Source organism: Pseudomonas sp. NFACC16-2, assembly GCF_900119205.1.
GTDB classification, from domain to species: Bacteria; Pseudomonadota; Gammaproteobacteria; order Pseudomonadales; family Pseudomonadaceae; genus Aquipseudomonas; species Aquipseudomonas fluorescens_Q.
This window is the reverse complement of sequence record NZ_FPIX01000035.1, coordinates 47319-65314: the sequence shown is the minus strand read 5'-3', so window position 1 is coordinate 65314 and position 17996 is coordinate 47319. Positions and strand designations below refer to the sequence as shown.

Annotated in this window: 19 protein-coding genes; 13 read left to right on the top strand and 6 right to left on the bottom strand. The window is 64.2% G+C overall.

All coding sequences use genetic code 11. The features are described 5' to 3' along the window. Nucleotides 1-55: 55 nt before the first annotated feature. A complete protein-coding gene (locus BT116_RS23180; RefSeq protein WP_063320776.1) occupies nucleotides 56-349 on the bottom strand; it encodes an antibiotic biosynthesis monooxygenase family protein in 294 nt (97 codons plus the stop codon). A gap of 122 nt (nucleotides 350-471) precedes the next feature. Continuing rightward, complete coding sequence (locus BT116_RS23175; RefSeq protein WP_072347369.1) at nucleotides 472-1905, bottom strand: MocR-like pyridoxine biosynthesis transcription factor PdxR; 1434 nt, start codon at nucleotides 1903-1905, stop codon at nucleotides 472-474. Between the two features lie 195 nt (nucleotides 1906-2100). Here BT116_RS23175 and BT116_RS23170 point away from each other — a divergent pair, with 195 nt between their 5' ends. Then, nucleotides 2101-2541 carry a carboxymuconolactone decarboxylase family protein gene (locus BT116_RS23170; RefSeq protein WP_072347367.1) on the top strand — a complete coding sequence of 147 codons (441 nt, stop codon included), beginning with the start codon at nucleotides 2101-2103 and terminating at the stop codon, nucleotides 2539-2541. A gap of 180 nt (nucleotides 2542-2721) precedes the next feature. On the opposite strand, the gene BT116_RS23165 is transcribed toward BT116_RS23170, so the two are convergent. Beyond that, the gene (locus BT116_RS23165) at nucleotides 2722-3063 is read right to left on the bottom strand and encodes a hypothetical protein (protein ID WP_072347365.1); all 342 of its coding nucleotides are present in this window, start codon (nucleotides 3061-3063) and stop codon (nucleotides 2722-2724) included. A gap of 205 nt (nucleotides 3064-3268) precedes the next feature. On the opposite strand from BT116_RS23165, the gene BT116_RS23160 reads away from it, so the two are divergent. From BT116_RS23160 to BT116_RS23150, 3 genes are read left to right on the top strand one after another with little or no spacing between them, the layout of a single operon-like run. Further along, complete coding sequence (locus BT116_RS23160; protein ID WP_063320780.1) at nucleotides 3269-3901, top strand: secretin and TonB N-terminal domain-containing protein; 633 nt, start codon at nucleotides 3269-3271, stop codon at nucleotides 3899-3901. Continuing rightward, nucleotides 3898-4443: a sigma-70 family RNA polymerase sigma factor gene (locus BT116_RS23155; protein ID WP_072347363.1), complete on the top strand. Its 546-nt coding sequence runs from the start codon at nucleotides 3898-3900 to the stop codon at nucleotides 4441-4443. The genes BT116_RS23160 and BT116_RS23155 overlap by 4 nt, the downstream gene beginning before the upstream one ends. Before the next feature lie 37 nt (nucleotides 4444-4480). Next, nucleotides 4481-5422, top strand: coding sequence for a FecR family protein (locus BT116_RS23150; protein WP_072347372.1), 942 nt, complete (start codon nucleotides 4481-4483; stop codon nucleotides 5420-5422). Nucleotides 5423-5585: 163 nt separating this feature from the next. Here BT116_RS23150 and BT116_RS23145 read toward each other — a convergent pair whose 3' ends face one another. Together BT116_RS23145 and gspH are read right to left on the bottom strand one after the other, a co-directional pair. Next, on the bottom strand, nucleotides 5586-6197 hold the full coding sequence (locus tag BT116_RS23145; RefSeq protein ID WP_072347361.1) for a PulJ/GspJ family protein: 612 nt from the start codon (nucleotides 6195-6197) through the stop codon (nucleotides 5586-5588). Next, nucleotides 6194-6646, bottom strand: coding sequence for a type II secretion system minor pseudopilin GspH (gspH, locus tag BT116_RS23140; protein WP_072347359.1), 453 nt, complete (start codon nucleotides 6644-6646; stop codon nucleotides 6194-6196). Before gspH ends, BT116_RS23145 begins: the two co-directional genes overlap by 4 nt. Before the next feature lie 116 nt (nucleotides 6647-6762). On the opposite strand from gspH, the gene BT116_RS23135 reads away from it, so the two are divergent. Then, the gene (locus BT116_RS23135; protein WP_072347357.1) at nucleotides 6763-7191 is read left to right on the top strand and encodes a general secretion pathway protein GspC; all 429 of its coding nucleotides are present in this window, start codon (nucleotides 6763-6765) and stop codon (nucleotides 7189-7191) included. Nucleotides 7192-7351: 160 nt separating this feature from the next. On the opposite strand, the gene gspI is transcribed toward BT116_RS23135, so the two are convergent. Next, nucleotides 7352-7729: a type II secretion system minor pseudopilin GspI gene (gspI, locus tag BT116_RS23130; protein ID WP_072347355.1), complete on the bottom strand. Its 378-nt coding sequence runs from the start codon at nucleotides 7727-7729 to the stop codon at nucleotides 7352-7354. A gap of 147 nt (nucleotides 7730-7876) precedes the next feature. Here gspI and gspG point away from each other — a divergent pair, with 147 nt between their 5' ends. The 8 genes from gspG to BT116_RS23090 all read left to right on the top strand — a co-directional run bounded on the left by gspG (nucleotide 7877) and on the right by BT116_RS23090 (nucleotide 17954). Beyond that, nucleotides 7877-8326 carry a type II secretion system major pseudopilin GspG gene (gene gspG / locus BT116_RS23125; RefSeq protein WP_046062736.1) on the top strand — a complete coding sequence of 150 codons (450 nt, stop codon included), beginning with the start codon at nucleotides 7877-7879 and terminating at the stop codon, nucleotides 8324-8326. An 8-nt stretch (nucleotides 8327-8334) separates the two neighbouring features. Then, nucleotides 8335-9321: a type II secretion system minor pseudopilin GspK gene (gene gspK / locus BT116_RS23120; protein ID WP_072347353.1), complete on the top strand. Its 987-nt coding sequence runs from the start codon at nucleotides 8335-8337 to the stop codon at nucleotides 9319-9321. Beyond that, nucleotides 9318-10490: a type II secretion system protein GspL gene (gene gspL / locus BT116_RS23115; protein ID WP_072347351.1), complete on the top strand. Its 1173-nt coding sequence runs from the start codon at nucleotides 9318-9320 to the stop codon at nucleotides 10488-10490. Before gspK ends, gspL begins: the two co-directional genes overlap by 4 nt. Next, nucleotides 10483-11055, top strand: a complete 573-nt coding sequence (gspM, locus tag BT116_RS23110; protein WP_072347349.1) for a type II secretion system protein GspM — start codon at nucleotides 10483-10485, stop codon at nucleotides 11053-11055. Before gspL ends, gspM begins: the two co-directional genes overlap by 8 nt. Continuing rightward, a complete protein-coding gene (gene gspD, locus BT116_RS23105; protein WP_072347347.1) occupies nucleotides 11052-13412 on the top strand; it encodes a type II secretion system secretin GspD in 2361 nt (786 codons plus the stop codon). Before gspM ends, gspD begins: the two co-directional genes overlap by 4 nt. Nucleotides 13413-13608: 196 nt before the next feature. Beyond that, nucleotides 13609-15027, top strand: a complete 1419-nt coding sequence (gene gspE / locus BT116_RS23100) for a type II secretion system ATPase GspE (protein ID WP_072347345.1) — start codon at nucleotides 13609-13611, stop codon at nucleotides 15025-15027. Beyond that, a complete protein-coding gene (gene gspF, locus BT116_RS23095; protein WP_072347343.1) occupies nucleotides 15027-16238 on the top strand; it encodes a type II secretion system inner membrane protein GspF in 1212 nt (403 codons plus the stop codon). Before gspE ends, gspF begins: the two co-directional genes overlap by 1 nt. 531 nt (nucleotides 16239-16769) lie before the next feature. Then, nucleotides 16770-17954: a substrate-binding domain-containing protein gene (locus BT116_RS23090; RefSeq protein ID WP_072347341.1), complete on the top strand. Its 1185-nt coding sequence runs from the start codon at nucleotides 16770-16772 to the stop codon at nucleotides 17952-17954. The last annotated feature ends 42 nt before the right edge of the window (nucleotides 17955-17996 follow it).

Below are 17996 nucleotides of genomic sequence, written 5' to 3'. Positions count from 1 at the left end.
GGAACGATCTTCCACCGCCTCCGCGACCCGGAACGATCAAATAAAGCGGCGCCTTTCAGACAACCGGGAAACTATTGAAGTCCACGCTCCTGGCCAGGCGGTTGTCGATCAGGCTGATGAAGCCTTGCACCTCTGGACAGTTGAAGTGAGCTTGCATGGCCGCTTCCGACTGCCAGCGGGCACTGACGTTCCAGCGGTCGCCATCGTCCGGGCAACGGTCGACCATATAGGCGTCGCAGCCCGGCATGGCGCGCAAGGTCTCGACGATTTGCTGCAATTGCCGGCCCAGTTCTTCCGAGCGACCGGCGGCGGCTTGCACCTGTACGGTATTGATCACTTGGCGAGACATTGTTCAGGCTCCTGAATCAAGTCGAATGGGTTTGCTCGACGCTCAACCACACCCGTGCAGGATAGGCCCGTCGGGGTGCGGCTCAAACAGCCAATAGGCGGATAAATGCCCAGTCCAATCCCTCAGGCGACCTGCTGCAAGATATCTCGCAAACGGTCGAGGGCAATGTCGATGTCCAGGGTTTCGATAGCGCCAAAACCAAAGAACAGGCCCGACCGCACCGGGGCCTCGTTGAAAAAGCCATCGAGGCTGTAGAGCCCGACTTCGGCTTTTTTCGCCAGCTCGATCACCAGCGCCAGGTCCATCGGGACCTTGCACAACACCGCCATATGAAAGCCCGCGGTGGTGGGCACGGCCTCGAACCAGGGCGACAAATCCCCGCCCATGCGGGCCAGGATTCGCTCGCGGCGCCCGGCATACAGGGTGTGGCAGCGGCGGATGTGCTTGAGCAGGCAGCCCTCGGCGATGAACTTCGCCAGCGCCCACTGGGGCAGGGTGGAGGTGTGCTGGTCGGTGAGGCGCTTGGCCAGGATCACCGCTTCCAGAATCGCTGGCGGCAGGATCGCATAGCCGAGCCGCAGTTCCGGCAACAAGGTCTTGGAGAAGGTGCCGACGTACGCCACGATCCCGCGCTCATCCAGGCTCTGCAACGAGTCGGCGGGCCGGCCTTCGTAGCGGAATTCGCTGTCGTAGTCGTCTTCGATGATGATCGCCCCCAGCTCATAGGCCCGCGCCAGCAGGGCTTTGCGGCGGGCCTGGCTCATGGGCATGCCCAAGGGAAACTGGTGTGAGGGCGTCACATAAATCAGCCGCGTGCCGTCGGGGATCAGGTCGACCCGCATGCCTTGCTCGTCCACCGGCACCCCGGCCACCGTGGCGCCCTGGGAGCCGAACAGCAAGCGCGCCGGTGGATAGCCCGGATCTTCCATGGCCACCAGACTGCCGGGGCGGGTCAACACCCGCGAGATCAGGTCCAGGGCCTGCTGCGCGCCGTTGCACACCACCACGTCTTCATCCTGGCAATTGACCCCGCGGGAAAACGCGATGTGCCGGGCAATGGCATTGCGCAGCGACGGCAGGCCTTCGGGCTGGCTGTAGAAGCCCTTGGCACTGGCAATCTGACGCAGCGCATGGGCGGTGCAACGCCGCCAGTCGTCCAGCGGAAACTGGCCCTTGCCCGTGGCGCCGCCGATGAAGTCGTAGCGCAACGCACCTTCGAGGGTGGGATGGCGCATCAGGTCGGGCATGGTGCGCCAGGCTTCGACGACGTCGGCACCGGCCAGCTCGCGGTGGCTCTGCTTGCGCACGATCCTGGCCGGCCGTGCGTTGACGTAGGTGCCTTTGCCGATGATGCCGGTGAGCAGGTTTTCGTAGGTCAGTTGGGCATAGGTGTCGGAGACGGTCTTGCGCGAGACGCCCAGTTGCTCGGCCAGCAGGCGGCTGGGCGGTAGCTGCGTGCCGGCCGCCAGGCGACCGCTTTCGATAGCGCTGCGCAATTGTTGATACAACTGGCCCGACAGGTCCTTGCGGCCGTTGATGACAACATGAAGTTCCATACCCGCAAGCTCCTGGGCGGTTGTTTGGTGCCCGGCGTCAAAGGCGCAAGATTACCCGCATTGTGCGACTGCATAGAAGTTGCGTGGGGAAAATCCTGTGCATTGGACTTGTCCCCGGTTTTTTCGACGAATTGGACCTGTCATTGACCGGTCCCTGAGCCTACCGTGAAGGTCTCGAATGCCACGGAGCCCGCCATGAGCCCGCGTCTGGATTACTACACTGCATCGCCTGGGGCGATGAAAGCCATGATCGGCCTGGAGGCCCTGACCAGCCGACTGAGTATCGAACCGGCGCTGCTGCACTTGATCAAGATCCGCGCTTCACAACTCAATGGCTGTGCCTTCTGCACCGACATGCATTCGGTGGAGGCACGACGCCAGGGCGAGACCGAGCGCCGGCTCTACGCGGTGGCGGTTTGGCGCGACAGCGGTTTTTTCACGGCCCGCGAACGCGCCGCCCTGGCCTGGGCCGAGGCGGTGACGCTGTTGGCTGAAAGCCAGGTGCCGGACGAAATCTATGCCCAGGCCCGGGCCTGTTTCAGCGAGGAGGAATTGGTGGACCTGACCCTGGCGATCAGCACCATCAACAGCTGGAACCGGCTGGCGGTGAGTTTTCGCCAGAGTCCCAGTGCTTGATTGCCAATCCTGGAGGAGACTGTGGCGAGCTGCTTTTGTGGCGAGGGGATTTATCCCCGTTGGGCTGCGTAGCAGCCCCAAAAACAAAGAACTCAATCTATCTGACATACCGAGCTGTCAGGCTTTAGGGCCGCTCGCGCCCCAACGGGGATAAATCCCCTCGCCACAAAAGCGGCGTCGTTACTTGAGCAGCGGCGAGGTCCCCGAGGTAGCCGGCGGCCGTTGGGGCTTGACCGAAGTGCCGAATGTATTGCCCATGCGCACCCCCGTGGCCGCCGGGGTGGCCAGGCCAATGCTGCTCGGCGCGCGTTCGTTGACCGGTACATTCATGGCGTCCTGGGCCTGTTGCGCCGCCTTCGCGGCCTGGGGATCGTTGCCCATCTGCCGACTCAGGCAGTTGTAGTCAGGGGTCTTGTAGCCCCCTACGGTCACCTCGATACAGGCCGGGGCTTCTTCACCCTGGGCCCCGGGCAGGGCCATGAACAGCCCGAGGCCTGCCATCATGTTCATCCACTGTTTCATCTGCGACCTCCTGGCCCGCCGCAGCGGACGGTGCGTTGTCAGGGCATCAGTCTAGTGCGGCCTGGAGGATTTGTATCAGTTGTCATACGACATTCATAAACACCCCTCAGGATGACGGTTTTCAACGGATACGTCAGTCGTGCAGCAGGGCAGAGCCGGGGGCCGGCGCGGACGTGGATTGACCAGGGCGCCCTTGGGGTGGCTGATGGTGTTGCTGTGTCTGCTGGCCGGGCCGATCCAGGCGGTTGGCCTGGTGGACCTGGACATCGCGCCCCAGGAACTGACCACGGCGCTGGAGCAGTTCAGCCGGGCGACGGGCATGGCGGTGCTGGTGGACCACCAGTTGTCGAGCCAGCGTCATACGCTGGGTGTCCAGGGGCAGTTCACACCTTCCGAAGGGTTGAGGGTATTGCTCAGCGGCACCGGACTGGCGGCGCACTATGCCCGGGCGGATGCGTTCACATTGCAGCCGGTGCGGGTCCGAGAGGTGCCGCTGCCTCCCGGCGTCACCCCAGGCTTGAGTGACAGCAACTACGCGGCAGCGATCCAGGCGGTCATCCAGCGCAATTTGTGTCGTTCACCGTTGACCCGCCCAGGCAGTTTCCGGGCGGTGCTGCAAGTGTGGATCGGCCGGGACGGCGTGGTCCAGCACAGCCGCCTGGTCAGTTCCACGGGCGACCTGATGCGGGACAAGGCCTTGGTCAACAGTTTGCAAAACCTCAGGATCGACCGCCCGGCGCCCAGCTCGTTGCGCCAGCCGGTGACCCTGCTTTTGTTACCCGACTTATCAGGAAGAAGCATGGAATGCATAGCAGGGGAAGGGGTGTCCGGGCGATGAAAGATTCCGGTCGCAGCCCGTTGGTGAGGTTGTTCCTCACCTCGTATGAGGATTTCAAGGTGCGCCTGCGCAGACGCCTGGGCTCCGAGGAACTGGCCAACGATGTGTTGCATGAAACCTACCTGCGGGTCGATCGCATGGTCGATACCCAGGAGATTGCCCAGCCCAACGCTTATTTGTATCGCATGGCCCTGAATATCGCCGCCGACCGCCGGCAGGCCGATGCGCGTTTGCTCACGGGCGATGAAATCGAGGAATTGCTGCAGGTCTCGGATGAAGCGCTGGATCCGGCCCGTGTGGTGGGTGGGCAGAAGGAGCTGCAGACCCTGCTCAAGGCCTTGTACGAACTGCCGGCGCGCCGCCGCAGGATCTTCATTGCCGCACGCCTGGAGGAAGCACCGCACCTGGAAATATCCCAGCGCTTCGGTATTTCCACGCGCATGGTGGAGAAGGAAATCAAGGCTGCGTTAGGGCACTGCGCCCAGCGCCTGGAAAGAAAAGTCATTCAGCGGTTCGGTCCCGGCGCGGGAAAACCGTCTTGAGAGTAGAGACCCGACCCTTTCGTGAGTGTGTGTGCGCTTGAACATCTTCAGCATCGCTTCCCCTGACGCCACGCCCCAGGCCCGATTGGCCGGCGAGGCCCGAGACTGGCTGATCCTGCTGACCTCGGGGCGCGCCACCGTGGCCGATGCCCGGGCCTTGCGCCTGTGGTGCGGGCAGAGCCCCGAACATGCCCAGGCCTTCGAACAGGCCAAGGCGTTGTGGCAGGGGCTGCAACCGGCCGCCGCAGCGTTGCAGGCGCCCCGGCATTTCGGCCGTCGGGCGTTGTTGGGTGGCGCCATCGCGGCATCGGCGGCCTTCCTGTTGATCCGCGCCACGGTGCCAGGCGGTGTTTCCGGGCTGGGAGCCGACTACGTCACCGACGTCGGCGAACAGCGCCGAGTGGAACTGGCCGAAGGCGTCAGCCTGGAACTCAATACCCAGACCCGCCTCAGTCGCCGCGCGCTGGCCGATGGCGGACAAGGATTGGAATTGCTCAGCGGCGAGATTGAAGTGCAGGGGCGCAGTGCCCAGGTGGTCAGCGTCCGGGCCGGCGCCGGCTGGATCAGCGCCGCCCAGGCACGCTTCAACATCCGCTACACCGATCGGAGCGTCTGCGCGACCTGCCTGGAGGGCGTGGTGCAGGTCGAGGTGCAAGGCCGGCGGTTCCGCCTGGAGCCGGGCATGCAGATGACTTACGAGCCTCACCAGGTGGGCGCGCCCAAGCGCGCCGATGTGTCGGCGGCCATTGCCTGGCGTGAGCAGGTGCTGGTGTTCAACAACGCAACCCTGGCCAGCGTCATCGACGAAATCAACCGCTACCGTCCCGGCATGTTGCTGCTGCTCAACCGCGAACTGGGCCAGCGCAAGGTCCAGGCGCGGTTTCGCCTCGACCAGTTGGCGGGCGTGGCGCTGTTGATCCGCGATGCCTACGGTGCCAAATGTACCGAATTGCCGGGTGGGGTGGTGGTGCTGAGCTGAGGACTGCGGCGCTTGGCGAGCCCCATCGCGAGCAAGCTCGCACACAAGGGGCCCTGTGTTGTGCCCAAATCTTGAGGTCACCCGTTAACTCTGTGTGCGAGCTTGCTCGCGATGAGGCCGGTACATTCGACATCATCCTTGACAGACCCACTGCTATCGCAAGCTAATCCAGCGGCCCCAGCACCTGTCGATACTGCTCGGTGCCTTGGGGTGTCTGGCGGGTCAGGCTGATTTCGATGCCCATCGGGTTTTCCTGGCGGTTGCCGCTGAGCTTGCGCCAGCCTTTTTCCGTGTCCCAATACCGCAGGCCGGCATCGCTGACGTCGCTGAGCACGGCCACGCCCGGGCCGGGTGCGGGCAGTGGGTAGCGACTGCGGGCCTGGCCTTGGGCGCGGTAAAGCGTGTCACCCTTGAGCCACCAGCGCACCCGTTGCAACTCGCCTTCCTGGGCCGCCGCCACGCGGATCACATCCAGGCGAAAGCCCCGACCTTCGGTGCTGCGCACGGTGAGGGCGGGCGGTGCGGTCGAGGGCGGGTCGTCGACGCCGGGTTTGACCGGTTCACTCAGCTCGATGCTGGCGCGCAGGGCCACGTCGCGCTCCAGTTGGTTCAACACCCGCAGCAGCGCTTCGGTCTGCTCGGTACTGGCCTGCAAATGGCTGTCGGCACGAGTCACGCTGTCCAGCCCGCGCCAGGCGATCAGGCTGACCACCGCCATCAGCAGGATCGCCACCATCACTTCCAGCAAGGTGAAGCCTGTCTGCCGTGCGCTCATTGGAGTTGCACCCGCCCGGCGGCACTGCGTTGCACCGTGAGGCTGTTCAGGCCGTCCGACAAGCGGATCTGCAAGGGCTCGCCGAGCCATTCGGCATTCAGCACGACCCGCTGCCTGGGGGCCACGCGAACCTCCATCGACGGGCTCTGCCAGCGACGTGGATGCAGTTGCGGATCATCCTTGAAACGATCCAACCCGGTGCCTTGATCGGCGCGGCGACTGAAACCAAACCCCTTGGCGTCCCAGCGCCAGGTAATCGGTCGCCCGTCGGTGCGGGCTTCGGTCTGGGCCAGTTGCAGCAGTTGCACCAGCCGCTCGCCGTCCTGGCGCAGCAACTTCAACGGATCCGGCTTGATGCTCAGGCTCACGGCGGCGCTGGCAATGCCGATGATCACCAGCACCACCATCAGTTCGATCAGGGTGAAACCGCGTTGCTTGCCGAGGTTCATGCGCGCTCCTTTGCGTGAAACCATCCTGCACGGTGAAGATGATAAGGATGTGAAATAAAACGGAGAGAATTGACGCGTAGGCTGGACGCTGGAACCCAAAAAAGGAGATTCAGGCCATGGCGTTCATCGAGCGTGTGTCCCCGGCGCAAATCGTCCAGGCCGTGGGGCTGTTGGCGGCGTTGGCCGGGGTGGCGACCTGGTCTTCGCTGCTGCTCACGTCGGCCGAGTCGCGCACGCCGGATGTCGCCCCGCAACGCATGGCCGAACGTTCCGATAACCCGGCGCTGCAATGGTTCTCCAACCAGCCGGCAGCGGTGGACATCAAGGTCAGCGGTGTGATGGTCGGCACGCACACGCCCGTGGCGATCCTCAGTCTCAACGACGGACCGCCGCGCAGTTTCCTGGTCGGTGAAAGGGTGGCCCAAGGCGTACGGTTGGTGGCGATCGAGGCGCAGGCGGTGGTCATCGAACGCGGCAATGAGCAGACCCGGCTGGTCCTGGCCCGGTTGCCGGATCCGGTGAGTTTGCCCTCGCTAACCCGCTGAAGCCGTTGTGGCGAGGGGATTTATCCCCGCTGGGCTGCGCAGCAGCCCCAAATAGCAGAATGCATTAGGCCTGACATTTGATGAGGCTGATATTAGGGCTGCTTCGCAGCCCAGCGGGGATAAATCCCCTCGCCACAGAGGATGTGTTAATCCACTCCACTCAGGGTTGTTCCCGGCTGACCAACGTCTCCAGCCGAGCCAACGGCGGTGCTTCGCGACTGCGATCCGACACGCTCAGTTCAACCCGCAGCAATCGGCCGTTTTCCGCCGGGCGCAGGTTCTGTTCGCAACGCAACAGCAATCGCCCCTGGTCGCATTCGAACACTTTCGAGCCCTGGGCAAAACGACCTTCCAGACGCAACTGCGCCAGTTGGCTGCGGGCGGCCAGCAGGGCGATGGATTTGTCGCGCAGCAGGCCGTTGCTCTGGGTCATCACCGCCGCCACGCGCACAGCGGCCGACATGGCCACGGCGATGATCGCCAGGGCCACCAGCACTTCGATCAGGGTGAAGCCGGCTTGTGGAGCGAGGCGTGGCATGGCGCGGGCTCGGGGTGAGGGCAGCCTTGAAGATTAGCCGGCGTTCGTGACCGATTGACGACGCAAGCTCCTGAGCATTTTCAATATCACTGACATATTTTCTTGCAACACTGCGCCTCGAATCGAATCCAGCGAAGGACCGTCGAGATGCAGATTGCCCGTTACAACGCCCGTTCCCAAGGCCCTCGCGGGCAGCGGGGTTTCACCCTGATCGAAATCATGGTCGTGGTGGTGATCCTCGGCATCCTGGCGGCGATGGTGGTGCCCAAGGTGCTCGACCGTCCCGACCAGGCGCGGGCAACGGCGGCGAAACAGGACATTGGCGGCCTGATGCAAGCCCTGAAGCTGTATCGCCTGGACCACGGCAGTTACCCGAGCATGAACCAGGGGCTCAAAGTGCTGGTAGAGAAGCCGGCCGATGCGAAAAACAGCACCTGGCGCTCTTACCTGGAGCGCCTGCCCAACGACCCATGGGGCCGTCCTTATAACTACCTCAACCCGGGTGCCAACGGCGAAGTCGATATCTTCTCCCTTGGCGCCGACGGTCAGCCTGACGGCGACGGCGTGAATGCCGACATTGGCTCCTGGCAGTTGTAAGGGCCGTGATGCAGACGGATTCGCCCCTCGCGGCGAAGCAGCGCGGCATGGCGGTGATCAGTGCCTTGCTGATCGCCGCCGTGGTGGCGGTCATTGCCGGTGGCATGCTGACCCGCCAGACCCTGTTCACCCGCAGCCTGGAGGCCGAGCAGTTGCGTGTCCAGGGCACGGCGCGGTTGCAGGGTGGCTTGCAACTGAGTCGCCAGTTGCTCTGGGATGCCCGCCAGCGCGATCCGCTGACGCGCTTTGGCCAACCCTGGGCCAAACCCATCGTGATACCGGGTTCAAGCCAGATCGACACACCGTTCGAAGGCCAGTTGGAGGATGAACAAGGCAAGTTCAATTTGCGCAACCTCGTTGCCAATGAGCGGGTGGACGAGGAACAAGTGCGCGCCTTCGAACGCCTGTGCCAGCAATTGGGCGTGGCCCCGACGGTCCGCACGCGTATCGTCGACAGGGTGATCGAGGCCTATCCGCGCCTGTTGAATCCGCAGCGGATGGACCAGGCGCCGAAGGCCAATACTTTCGATAGCGGCCGCGCAACCTCGCCCCAGGCCGACAACACACCGCTGGCCCCGACGCGCCCGATGCTGCGCACCTTGCAAGACTTGCGCAGCGTCAAAGGCGTCACCACACGGTTACTGGACACACTGGCGCCGTACGTGACGATCCTGCCCACCAATACCTGGCTCAATGGCAACACCGCCAGCGCCCCGGTGCTGGTCGCCTACGTGCCGGGGCTGTCGCTGCAACGGGCCGAGGCTCTGGTCAGGGAGCGCGACGGCGGCCACTGGTTTATCAATCGCGGGGATTTCGTCAATCGCCTGCGCATGCCAGAGCTGGACACCGCCAGCGTCAAGGTCGGCATCACCAGCGACTGGTTCCGCCTGCGAGGTCAGGCGCGCAGTGGTCAGCGGCGGGTCGAACTGGAGGCGTTGCTGCAACGCACCCAGGACCGCTTGCCCCAGGTGATCTGGTCAAGGGTGGGCGTATGACGCGCTTGCGCATCGCCCTGGCGCCGCTGGGCAGCCTGGATCTCGACAGCGAGGTGACATTTGCCTGGCTGGACCGCCAGGGCCAGGTCCGCGAACAGGGTCGCAGCAGCCTGCGGGCGTTGGGCCAGGGCGGTAAAAACCTTGCGGTGGAGTGTTTCCTTCATCCCCGCGACAGTTTACTGACCCGCCTGGAGTTGCCGTTGTTGCCTGCGGTGAAGATTACCGCCGCGGTGACGTGCGCGGCACAGGCCCTGATGCTCGGCGCCAGCGAACACATGCAGGTGGCCCATGGCCCGCGTGGGATCGATGGGCAGGTGCAAATCGCCTGGCTGGACCGTGAACCCCTCGCCAATCTCGGGCGGCTTGTGCACCAGGCTGGCATGAAACTGCGTGGCCTCTATCCGGCGGCCTACGCCTTGCCGGTGCTGTCGGGGCCGGTGGCCTGTATCGAGGATGACCACTTGCTGGTGCGCCATGACCTGCAGCACGCCGTGGTGCAACCGTTGCAGCAAGAGGCGCTGGAGGAGTGGCTACTGGAAACGGGGCCCGGGGTGCATTGGGTGGGCGAGGCGCCGCCGCAACCTTCGATCGATGCCTTGGCCGAAACCCAACGCTGGATGGGCCCTGCGCCAGGCTGGGGGTTGCATGCCGGCCTTGCACGCAACGCAGTCGAGCGCGGCGGTTGGGGCCGGGCGGCGGCGATCTGCGCGACAGCACTGGCGGTGTGGGTGATTGGGCTGAACCTCTACGCCGCCCGTGAAGCGGCCCAGGGCCAACGGCTCAAGGCGCAGATGAGCCAGCGGGTGAAGCAGGCGTTTCCCGAGTTGCCGGTGATTCTCAACCCGCTGCAACAGGCACGTCAGCAAATCGCTGCGCGCCAGAGCGGTGCGGCGACCGACCCGGCCCAACGCTTTGCCAGCCTGGTGCAACAGGCGGGCAGTGCCATGCCGTTCATGAGCGGCAATGTCCAGGCGCTGGTGTTCGAGAACGGTGAGTTGCGCTTGAGTGTCGTGGCCGAGGCGCAGAAAACCACCGCCGAAGAGGATTGGAAAATCCCCCTGGTCCAGGCCGGCATCGACGTCGCCGCCATCGATCAGGGCTGGACCCTGCGTGTGGCTCCGGCCGGCCAGGGCAGCCCCGACGAAAACCCGGACGCCGATGATGAATAAGCATTCTCTGGCACTGGCGCGGGTCCGCTGGCAAACCTTTCGCACGCGCTTGCGCACGTTCTGGCAGGGCCTTGCCGTGCGCGAACAATCCGCCGTGGCCCTGGCTGCGCTGGTGTTGGGCGGCTGTCTGGTCTGGCTCGCATTGATCCAGCCGCCGCTCAAGACTATCGCCTACTGGCAAGCCGAAACCCCGAAGCTGCGTTCACAGACCGAAGCCCTCGAAGTGCTGTTGCGCGACGTCGCTGGGCCCGCATCCGAGCAACCTCTTGACACCGCCTTGCGCCAGAGCCTGGACGCCAGTGGCTTGAGCCAGCATTACCAATTGCAAACGCCTGGCACCGAGCGCCCCAACACCTGGCAGCTCACGTTCGACCAGGCCCCAGCGGAGGCGGTGATCGGCTGGTTGCTGGGCAACCCACGGCAATTCTCCCTGGAAGTGATCGAGGCCCGTTTGCAGCGCACCGCCCTTGCCAACCCCGACAACCACGACACCGACAATACCGCCGGCACACTGTCCGGAACCGTTCGCATGGATCAGGCGCAAGGCGCTAAGGAAGCTTCATGAAAGGGGCCCGATACCCACGTCATTGGCGCAAGGCTGCACCGCTGTTGTTGCTCGCGTTGAGTGCGTGCAACAGCACGCCGCCCGCGTCGCAGCCACCGTTGCTGGTGGATAGCGAGTTGGGCATTCCGTTGGGGAGTACCCAGCGCAGCGGCGATGCGGTGCTCGATCGCCAGCGGGCCCAGGACCTGCGTGAACATAAGCCCGCGGTGCGGCATCAGGTCGACCTCACCACCCGTGCTCGCGAGCCGCGCAACAATGCGCCGGCGCGTACGCCCTTGGGCGATCAACCGGTGACGCTGAATTTCGTCGAGGCGGACATCCAGGCGGTGGTGCGGGCCTTGTCCCGCTCCACCGGCCAACAGTTCCTGGTGGATCCGCGGGTCAAGGGCAACCTGACGCTGGTTTCCGAAGGCCAGGTCCCGGCTCACCAGGCCTACGACATGCTGCTGGCCGCGCTGCGCATGCAAGGCTTCAGCGTGGTCGACGTCGGTGGCGTGGCCCAGGTGGTGCCGGAGGCCGATGCCAAACTGCTGGGTGGGCCGATCTACAGCGCCGACAAACCGGCCGGCAATGGCATGCTCACCCGCACCTTCCGCCTGCAATATGAGAACGCGGTGAATCTGATCCCGGTGCTGCGCCCGATCGTGTCGCCGAACAACCCGATCAATGCCTACCCGGGCAACAACACCATCGTCGTCACCGATTACGCCGAAAACTTGTCGCGGGTGGCGCAACTCATCGAAGGCATCGACACCCCGAGTGCCATCGACACCGACGTGGTGCCGATCCACAACGGCATCGCCGTCGACATCGCGCAAATGGTCTCTGATCTGCTGGAAACCCAGGGCGGCGACCAGACCCAGAAGATCAACGTGATCGGCGATCCGCGCTCCAATTCCATCATCATTCGCGCCGGCAGCCCCGAGCGCACGGAGCTGGCGCGCAACCTGATCTACAAGCTCGACAACGCCCAGAACAACCCGAGCAACCTGCATGTGGTGTACCTGCGCAATGCCCAGGCCGGCAAACTGGCCCAGGCCCTGCGCGGCTTGCTCACCGGGGAAAGCGAAGGCGAGGGCAGCGACAACTCGCGCTCGGTGCTCAGTGGCATGGGCGCCAATACCAACGGACAGAGTGGGCAGGGCAGCAGTGGCGATGGCACCAGCGGCACCACCAGCGCCAGTGCGTCGACCAGCGGCAACGGCTACGGCCAAGGCAGCAACGGCACGACTTCCGCTTCGACGAAAAACGAACAGAACACCGCTTTCAGCGCCGGCGGCGTGACCATCCAGGCCGACGCCACCACCAACACCTTGCTGATCTCCGCGCCGGACCCGCTGTACCGCAACCTGCGGGAAGTCATTGACCTGTTGGACCAGCGGCGCGCCCAAGTGGTGATCGAGAGCCTGATCGTCGAGGTCGGCGAGGACGACGCCAGCGAATTCGGCGTGCAATGGCAGACCGGCAACCTCGGTGGCAGTGGGGTGATCGGCGGGGTCAACCTCGGCGGCACCGGGCTCAACCTCAACGGCAAGACCAGCATCGATGTCTTGCCCCAGGGCCTGAACCTGGGGGTGGTGAACGGCACGGTGGACATTCCGGGTATCGGCAAGATTCTCGACCTCAAGGTCCTGGCCCGGGCCTTGAAGAGCAAGGGTGGCACCAATGTGCTGTCGACGCCGAACCTGCTGACCCTGGACAACGAAGCGGCGAGCATTTTCGTCGGCCAGACCATTCCCTTCGTCAGCGGCAGCTACGTCACGGGCGGCGGTGGTACCAGCAACAACCCGTTCCAGACCGTGACCCGCGAGGAGGTGGGTTTGAAGCTCAATGTCCGGCCGCAGATTTCCGAAGGCGGGACGGTCAAGCTCGACATCTACCAGGAGGTCAGCAGCGTCGATAATCGCGCCTCGAGCACCACGGGTATCGTCACCAACAAGCGCGCCATCGACACCAGCATCCTGCTCGACGACGGGCAGATCATGGTCCTTGGCGGGCTGCTGCAGGATGGCTACAGCCAGAGCAACGACGCGGTACCGTGGCTGTCGACCATTCCCGGGATCGGCGCGCTGTTTCGCAACGAACGGCGGCAGATCACCAAGACCAACCTGATGGTGTTCCTGCGGCCCTATATCATCCGCGACACGGCGGCGGGACGTGGCATTACCCTCAACCGCTACGACTTCATGCGCCGCGCCCAAGGCCTGCTGCAACCAGACCGCAGCTGGGCAATGCCGGACATGCAGGCGCCGCAATTGCCAGCCTCGGCGAGGGCGATTCCCAGCGCCACGCCCGTCGGGCTGCAAACGCCGAGGGCGGTGATCAAGGCGGTGCCTGTCGAAGGAGGCACTCGCTGATGAAGAACAACCCTGGAAACACTGCATTTGTGGCGAGGGGATTTATCCCCGTTGGGCTGCGCAGCGGCCCCAAAAAAACTTACAACATCCCCCCGACATACCTTGGTGTCAGGCTGGGGGCTGCTGCGCAGCCCAACGGGGATAAATCCCCTCGCCACAGGTTTTGTGCACGGCCAAGTGGTCGGGGGTTGTTGCCATGAACACCCTCCCATACGCCTGGGCCAAGGCCCAGCGCCTGGTGCTGCGGCAGGCCGAGGACGGTGCGGTGCTGATGGTGTGCCCGTCCACGCCGGGTTGGTCCATCAGCGAGGTGCGCCGTCAGTTCGGCGACGTGCGGCTGGAGCGGGTGCGCGACGAGGAGCTCGATGGGCTGCTCAACAGTGCTTATGCCGACACTGGCAGTGCCGCCGCCGTCGTGGGCGCGGCGGAAAACGAAGTGGACCTCGACCGGTTGATGCAGGACATCCCCGAGATCACCGACCTGCTGGACACCCAGGACGGCGCGCCGGTGATCCGCATGATCAACGCCTTGCTGACCCAGGCCGCGCGAGACGAGGCCAGCGACATCCACATCGAACCCTACGAAAGCCATTCGGTGGTGCGCTACCGCGTCGACGGCACCCTGCGCGACGTGGTTTCGCCGCGCAAGGCCCTGCATGGCGCGTTGGTGTCGCGGATCAAGATCATGGCCCAGCTCGACATCGCCGAAAAACGCCTGCCCCAGGACGGCCGCATCGCCCTGCGCGTGGCCGGGCGACCGATCGATATCCGCGTCTCCACGGTGCCCACCGGTCACGGCGAACGGGTGGTGATGCGGCTGTTGGACAAGCAGGCCGGACGCCTGCAACTGGAAACGTTGGGCATGGACCCGGACGTGCTGGGCAAGCTCGATCACCTGATCCGCCAGCCCCACGGCATCGTCCTGGTCACCGGCCCCACCGGTAGCGGCAAGACCACCAGCCTCTATGCCGCCCTGGCCCGGCTGGACGCCAGCGTTCATAACATCCTCACGGTGGAGGACCCGGTGGAGTACGACCTGCCGGGCATCAGCCAGATCCAGGTCAACGCCAAGATCGACATGACCTTCGCCCTGGCGTTGCGGGCGATCCTGCGCCAGGACCCGGACATCATCATGATCGGCGAAATCCGCGACCTGGAGACTGCGCAGATCGCCGTGCAGGCGTCCCTCACCGGGCACCTGGTACTGGCGACGCTGCACACCAACGACGCGGTGTCGGCCATCAACCGCCTGATCGACATGGGCGTCGAGCCGTTCCTGCTGGCCTCGTCGATGCTCGGCGTGCTCGCCCAGCGACTGGTGCGCAGGTTGTGCCCGCAGTGCAAGCAGCCGGATCCGGCCACGCCCGGCACCTGGCGCCCAGTGGGTTGCCCGAGCTGTAACCAGACCGGCTACAGCGGGCGCACCGGGATCCATGAACTGTTCTGCATCGACGATGACATCCGCACGCTGATCCACCAGGGGGCAGGGGAGCAGGCATTGCGCGCCGCTGCCCGCCGAGCCGGGATGTTCAGCATGCGCGAGGATGGCGAACGCTGGGTGCGCAGTGGCACCACGGCCCCTGAAGAAATCCTGCGCGTAACACGGGACGCCTGATGAATCGCTACCGTTTCGAGGCCGCCGACGCCCAGGGCAAGATCGAATCCGGACATTTGGAAGCCGACAGCCAGGGGGCGGCCTTCAACCTGTTGCGCAGCCGGGGGCTGACGGCATTGCAGGTGCAGGTCGAGCGCAACACGGCGCAAGCCAACGGTGGTGGCTTGTTCAGCGCCAAGCTCTCGGACAACGACCTGGCTTGGGCCACCCGGCAGTTGGCGAGCCTGCTGGGCGCCAGCCTGCCGTTGGAAGCGGCGTTGAGCGCTACGGTGGAGCAGGCCGAGCGCAAGCACATCGCCCAGACCCTGAGCGCGGTGCGCGCCGATGTACGCAGCGGCATGCGCCTGGCCGAAGCCCTGGCGGCGCGGCCCCGGGACTTTCCGGAAATTTATCGGGCATTGATTGCCGCCGGCGAAGAGTCCGGCGACCTGGCCCAGGTGATGGAGCGGTTGGCGGACTACATCGAGGAGCGCAACAACCTGCGGGGCAAGATCCTCACGGCGTTCATCTACCCCGGGGTGGTGGGGTTGGTGTCGATCGCCATTGTGATTTTCCTGCTCAGCTATGTGGTGCCGCAGGTGGTCAGTGCGTTTTCCCAGGCCCGCCAGGACTTGCCGGGGCTGACCCTGGCCATGCTCACCGCCAGTGACTTCATTCGTGCGTGGGGCTGGCTGTGCTTCGGCGTGCTGGCCGCTGGGTTCTGGAGTTGGCGCCTGTATCTGCGTAAACCGGCGGCGCGATTGAACTGGCACGCCCGGGTGCTGCGCCTGCCGCTGATCGGGCGCTTTGTGCTCGGGCTCAACACCGCTCGCTTTGCCTCGACCCTGGCGATTCTCGGCGGGGCAGGAGTGCCCTTGCTGCGCGCCCTGGAAGCCGCGCGCCAGACGCTGTCCAACGACCGTCTGAGCCTGAGCGTCAGCGAGGCCACGGCCAAGGTTCGCGAAGGCGTCAACCTGGCGGCGGCGCTGCGGGTGGAAAAAGTCTTCCCGCCGGTGCTGATCCACCTGATCGCCAGCGGCGAGAAAACCGGCTGCCTGCCGCCGATGCTCGAACGCGCCGCGCAAACCCTGTCCCGCGACATCGAACGCCGGGCGATGGGCATGACCGCGCTGCTGGAGCCGCTGATGATCGTGGTCATGGGCGCGGTGGTGCTGGTGATCGTCATGGCGGTGTTGCTGCCGATTATCGAGATCAATCAGTTGGTTCAGTAAGTACACGCAACCCGTGGCGAACATTGATCTTGTGGCGAGGGGATTTATCCCCGCCGGGCTGCGTTGCAGCCCCAAGACAACCTACTCAATTTGTCTGACACATCGAGACGACAGTAGGAGGGGCTGCTGCGCAGCCCAACGGGGATAAATCCCCTCGCCACAAAAGCGGCGACCGGTCAGAAATTTTTCGGCACTGCGGACATCTCCCGAGCCTTGACCGCACCAAACTCGGGATCCTCGTTCTGTCATGTTTGCTTGCCCGGCAACCACCCACCGTCATCTCCATCGCGCCCCCCACCTCGGACAACCGCAAAACTTGCTCGAAACCCCAATCCAGAGCCCTCGAACACCCGAGAAAAAAACCCGAAAAACAGCCCCCAGCTCCCGAGGTTTTTTCCTTTATCTGTCACCGGAAACTGCGAATTTCTAACCCATGGCCTCACCCCATCGCCACCGGCACAGGACCGAGCGCCATGACGGCAAGCACGCGTCATCCAACCTACGTACGAACACGATGAAAGGAGATTCTTCATGTTTAAGCGCAACGTTCTCGCGGTATCCCTGACCCTCGCCGGCCTCTGCGCCGCTCAGGCTGCCATGGCTGATGTCAACGGCGGTGGTGCTACCTTGCCTCAGCCGCTCTATCAGACTTCCGGCGTACTGACTGCCGGTTTTGCCCCCTACATCGGCGTGGGCAGCGGTGCTGGCAAGGCTGCTTTCCTGACCAACGACTACACCAAGTTCGTGCCTGGCGACACCAGCGGCAAGAAAGTCCACTGGGCTGGTAGCGACTCCAAGCTCAGCGCCACTGAACTGAGCACCTACGTCAGTGCCCACGGTGCCGCCTGGGGTCCATTGATCCAGGTGCCTTCGGTCGCCACTTCGGTTGCCATTCCGTTCAACAAGACTGGCACCGCCAACGTCGACCTGAGCGTCAACCAACTGTGCGGCGTGTTCTCCGGCCGTCTGACCGACTGGAGCCAGATCACTGGTTCGGGCCGTACTGGCGCAATCACCGTGGTTTACCGTTCAGAAAGCAGCGGCACCACCGAGCTGTTCACCCGCTTCCTGAATGCCAAGTGCGCTGAAACCGGCACCTTCAGTGTCACCACCACCTTCGCCTCCAGCTACAGCGGTGGCCTGCCAGCTGGTGCCGTTTCCGCCTCCGGCAGTGCTAACGTGATGACTGCACTGAACGCTGCGCAGGGTCGTATCACCTATATGAGCCCGGATTACGCCGCTACTACCCTGGCCGGTCTGGACGACGCCACCAAGGTCGCTCGTGTTGGCGGTCTTTCCCCTGCACCAGCCAACGTGTCGGCAGCTATCAATGCCGTTACGGTTCCTGCTGTTGCCGACCGGTCAAAACCAAACGCCTGGGTGCCTATTTTCACTTCTCAAAAAGTGATCGATGAAACCATTCCGGCTGACCCTAGCTTGCGCCTCTACCCAACCACCGGCTACCCAATCCTGGGTTTCACCAACGTGATCTTCAGCCAGTGCTACGCCGATGCGACCCAGACCACTCAGGTTCGCAACTTCTTCAGCCGTCACTACGGTTCGTTGACCAACAACGACTCGGCCATCACCGCCAACCGTTTCGTGCCACTGCCTTCGGCTTGGAAAACTGCCATTCGTGATTCCTTCGTCACGGCTTCCAGCGGTCTGAGCATCGGCAACACCAGTGTCTGCAACGCCATCGGTCGTCCGTTGTAAGCCCAGGCTTGAACGACCTGCAACACCCGGTCAGCAACGGTG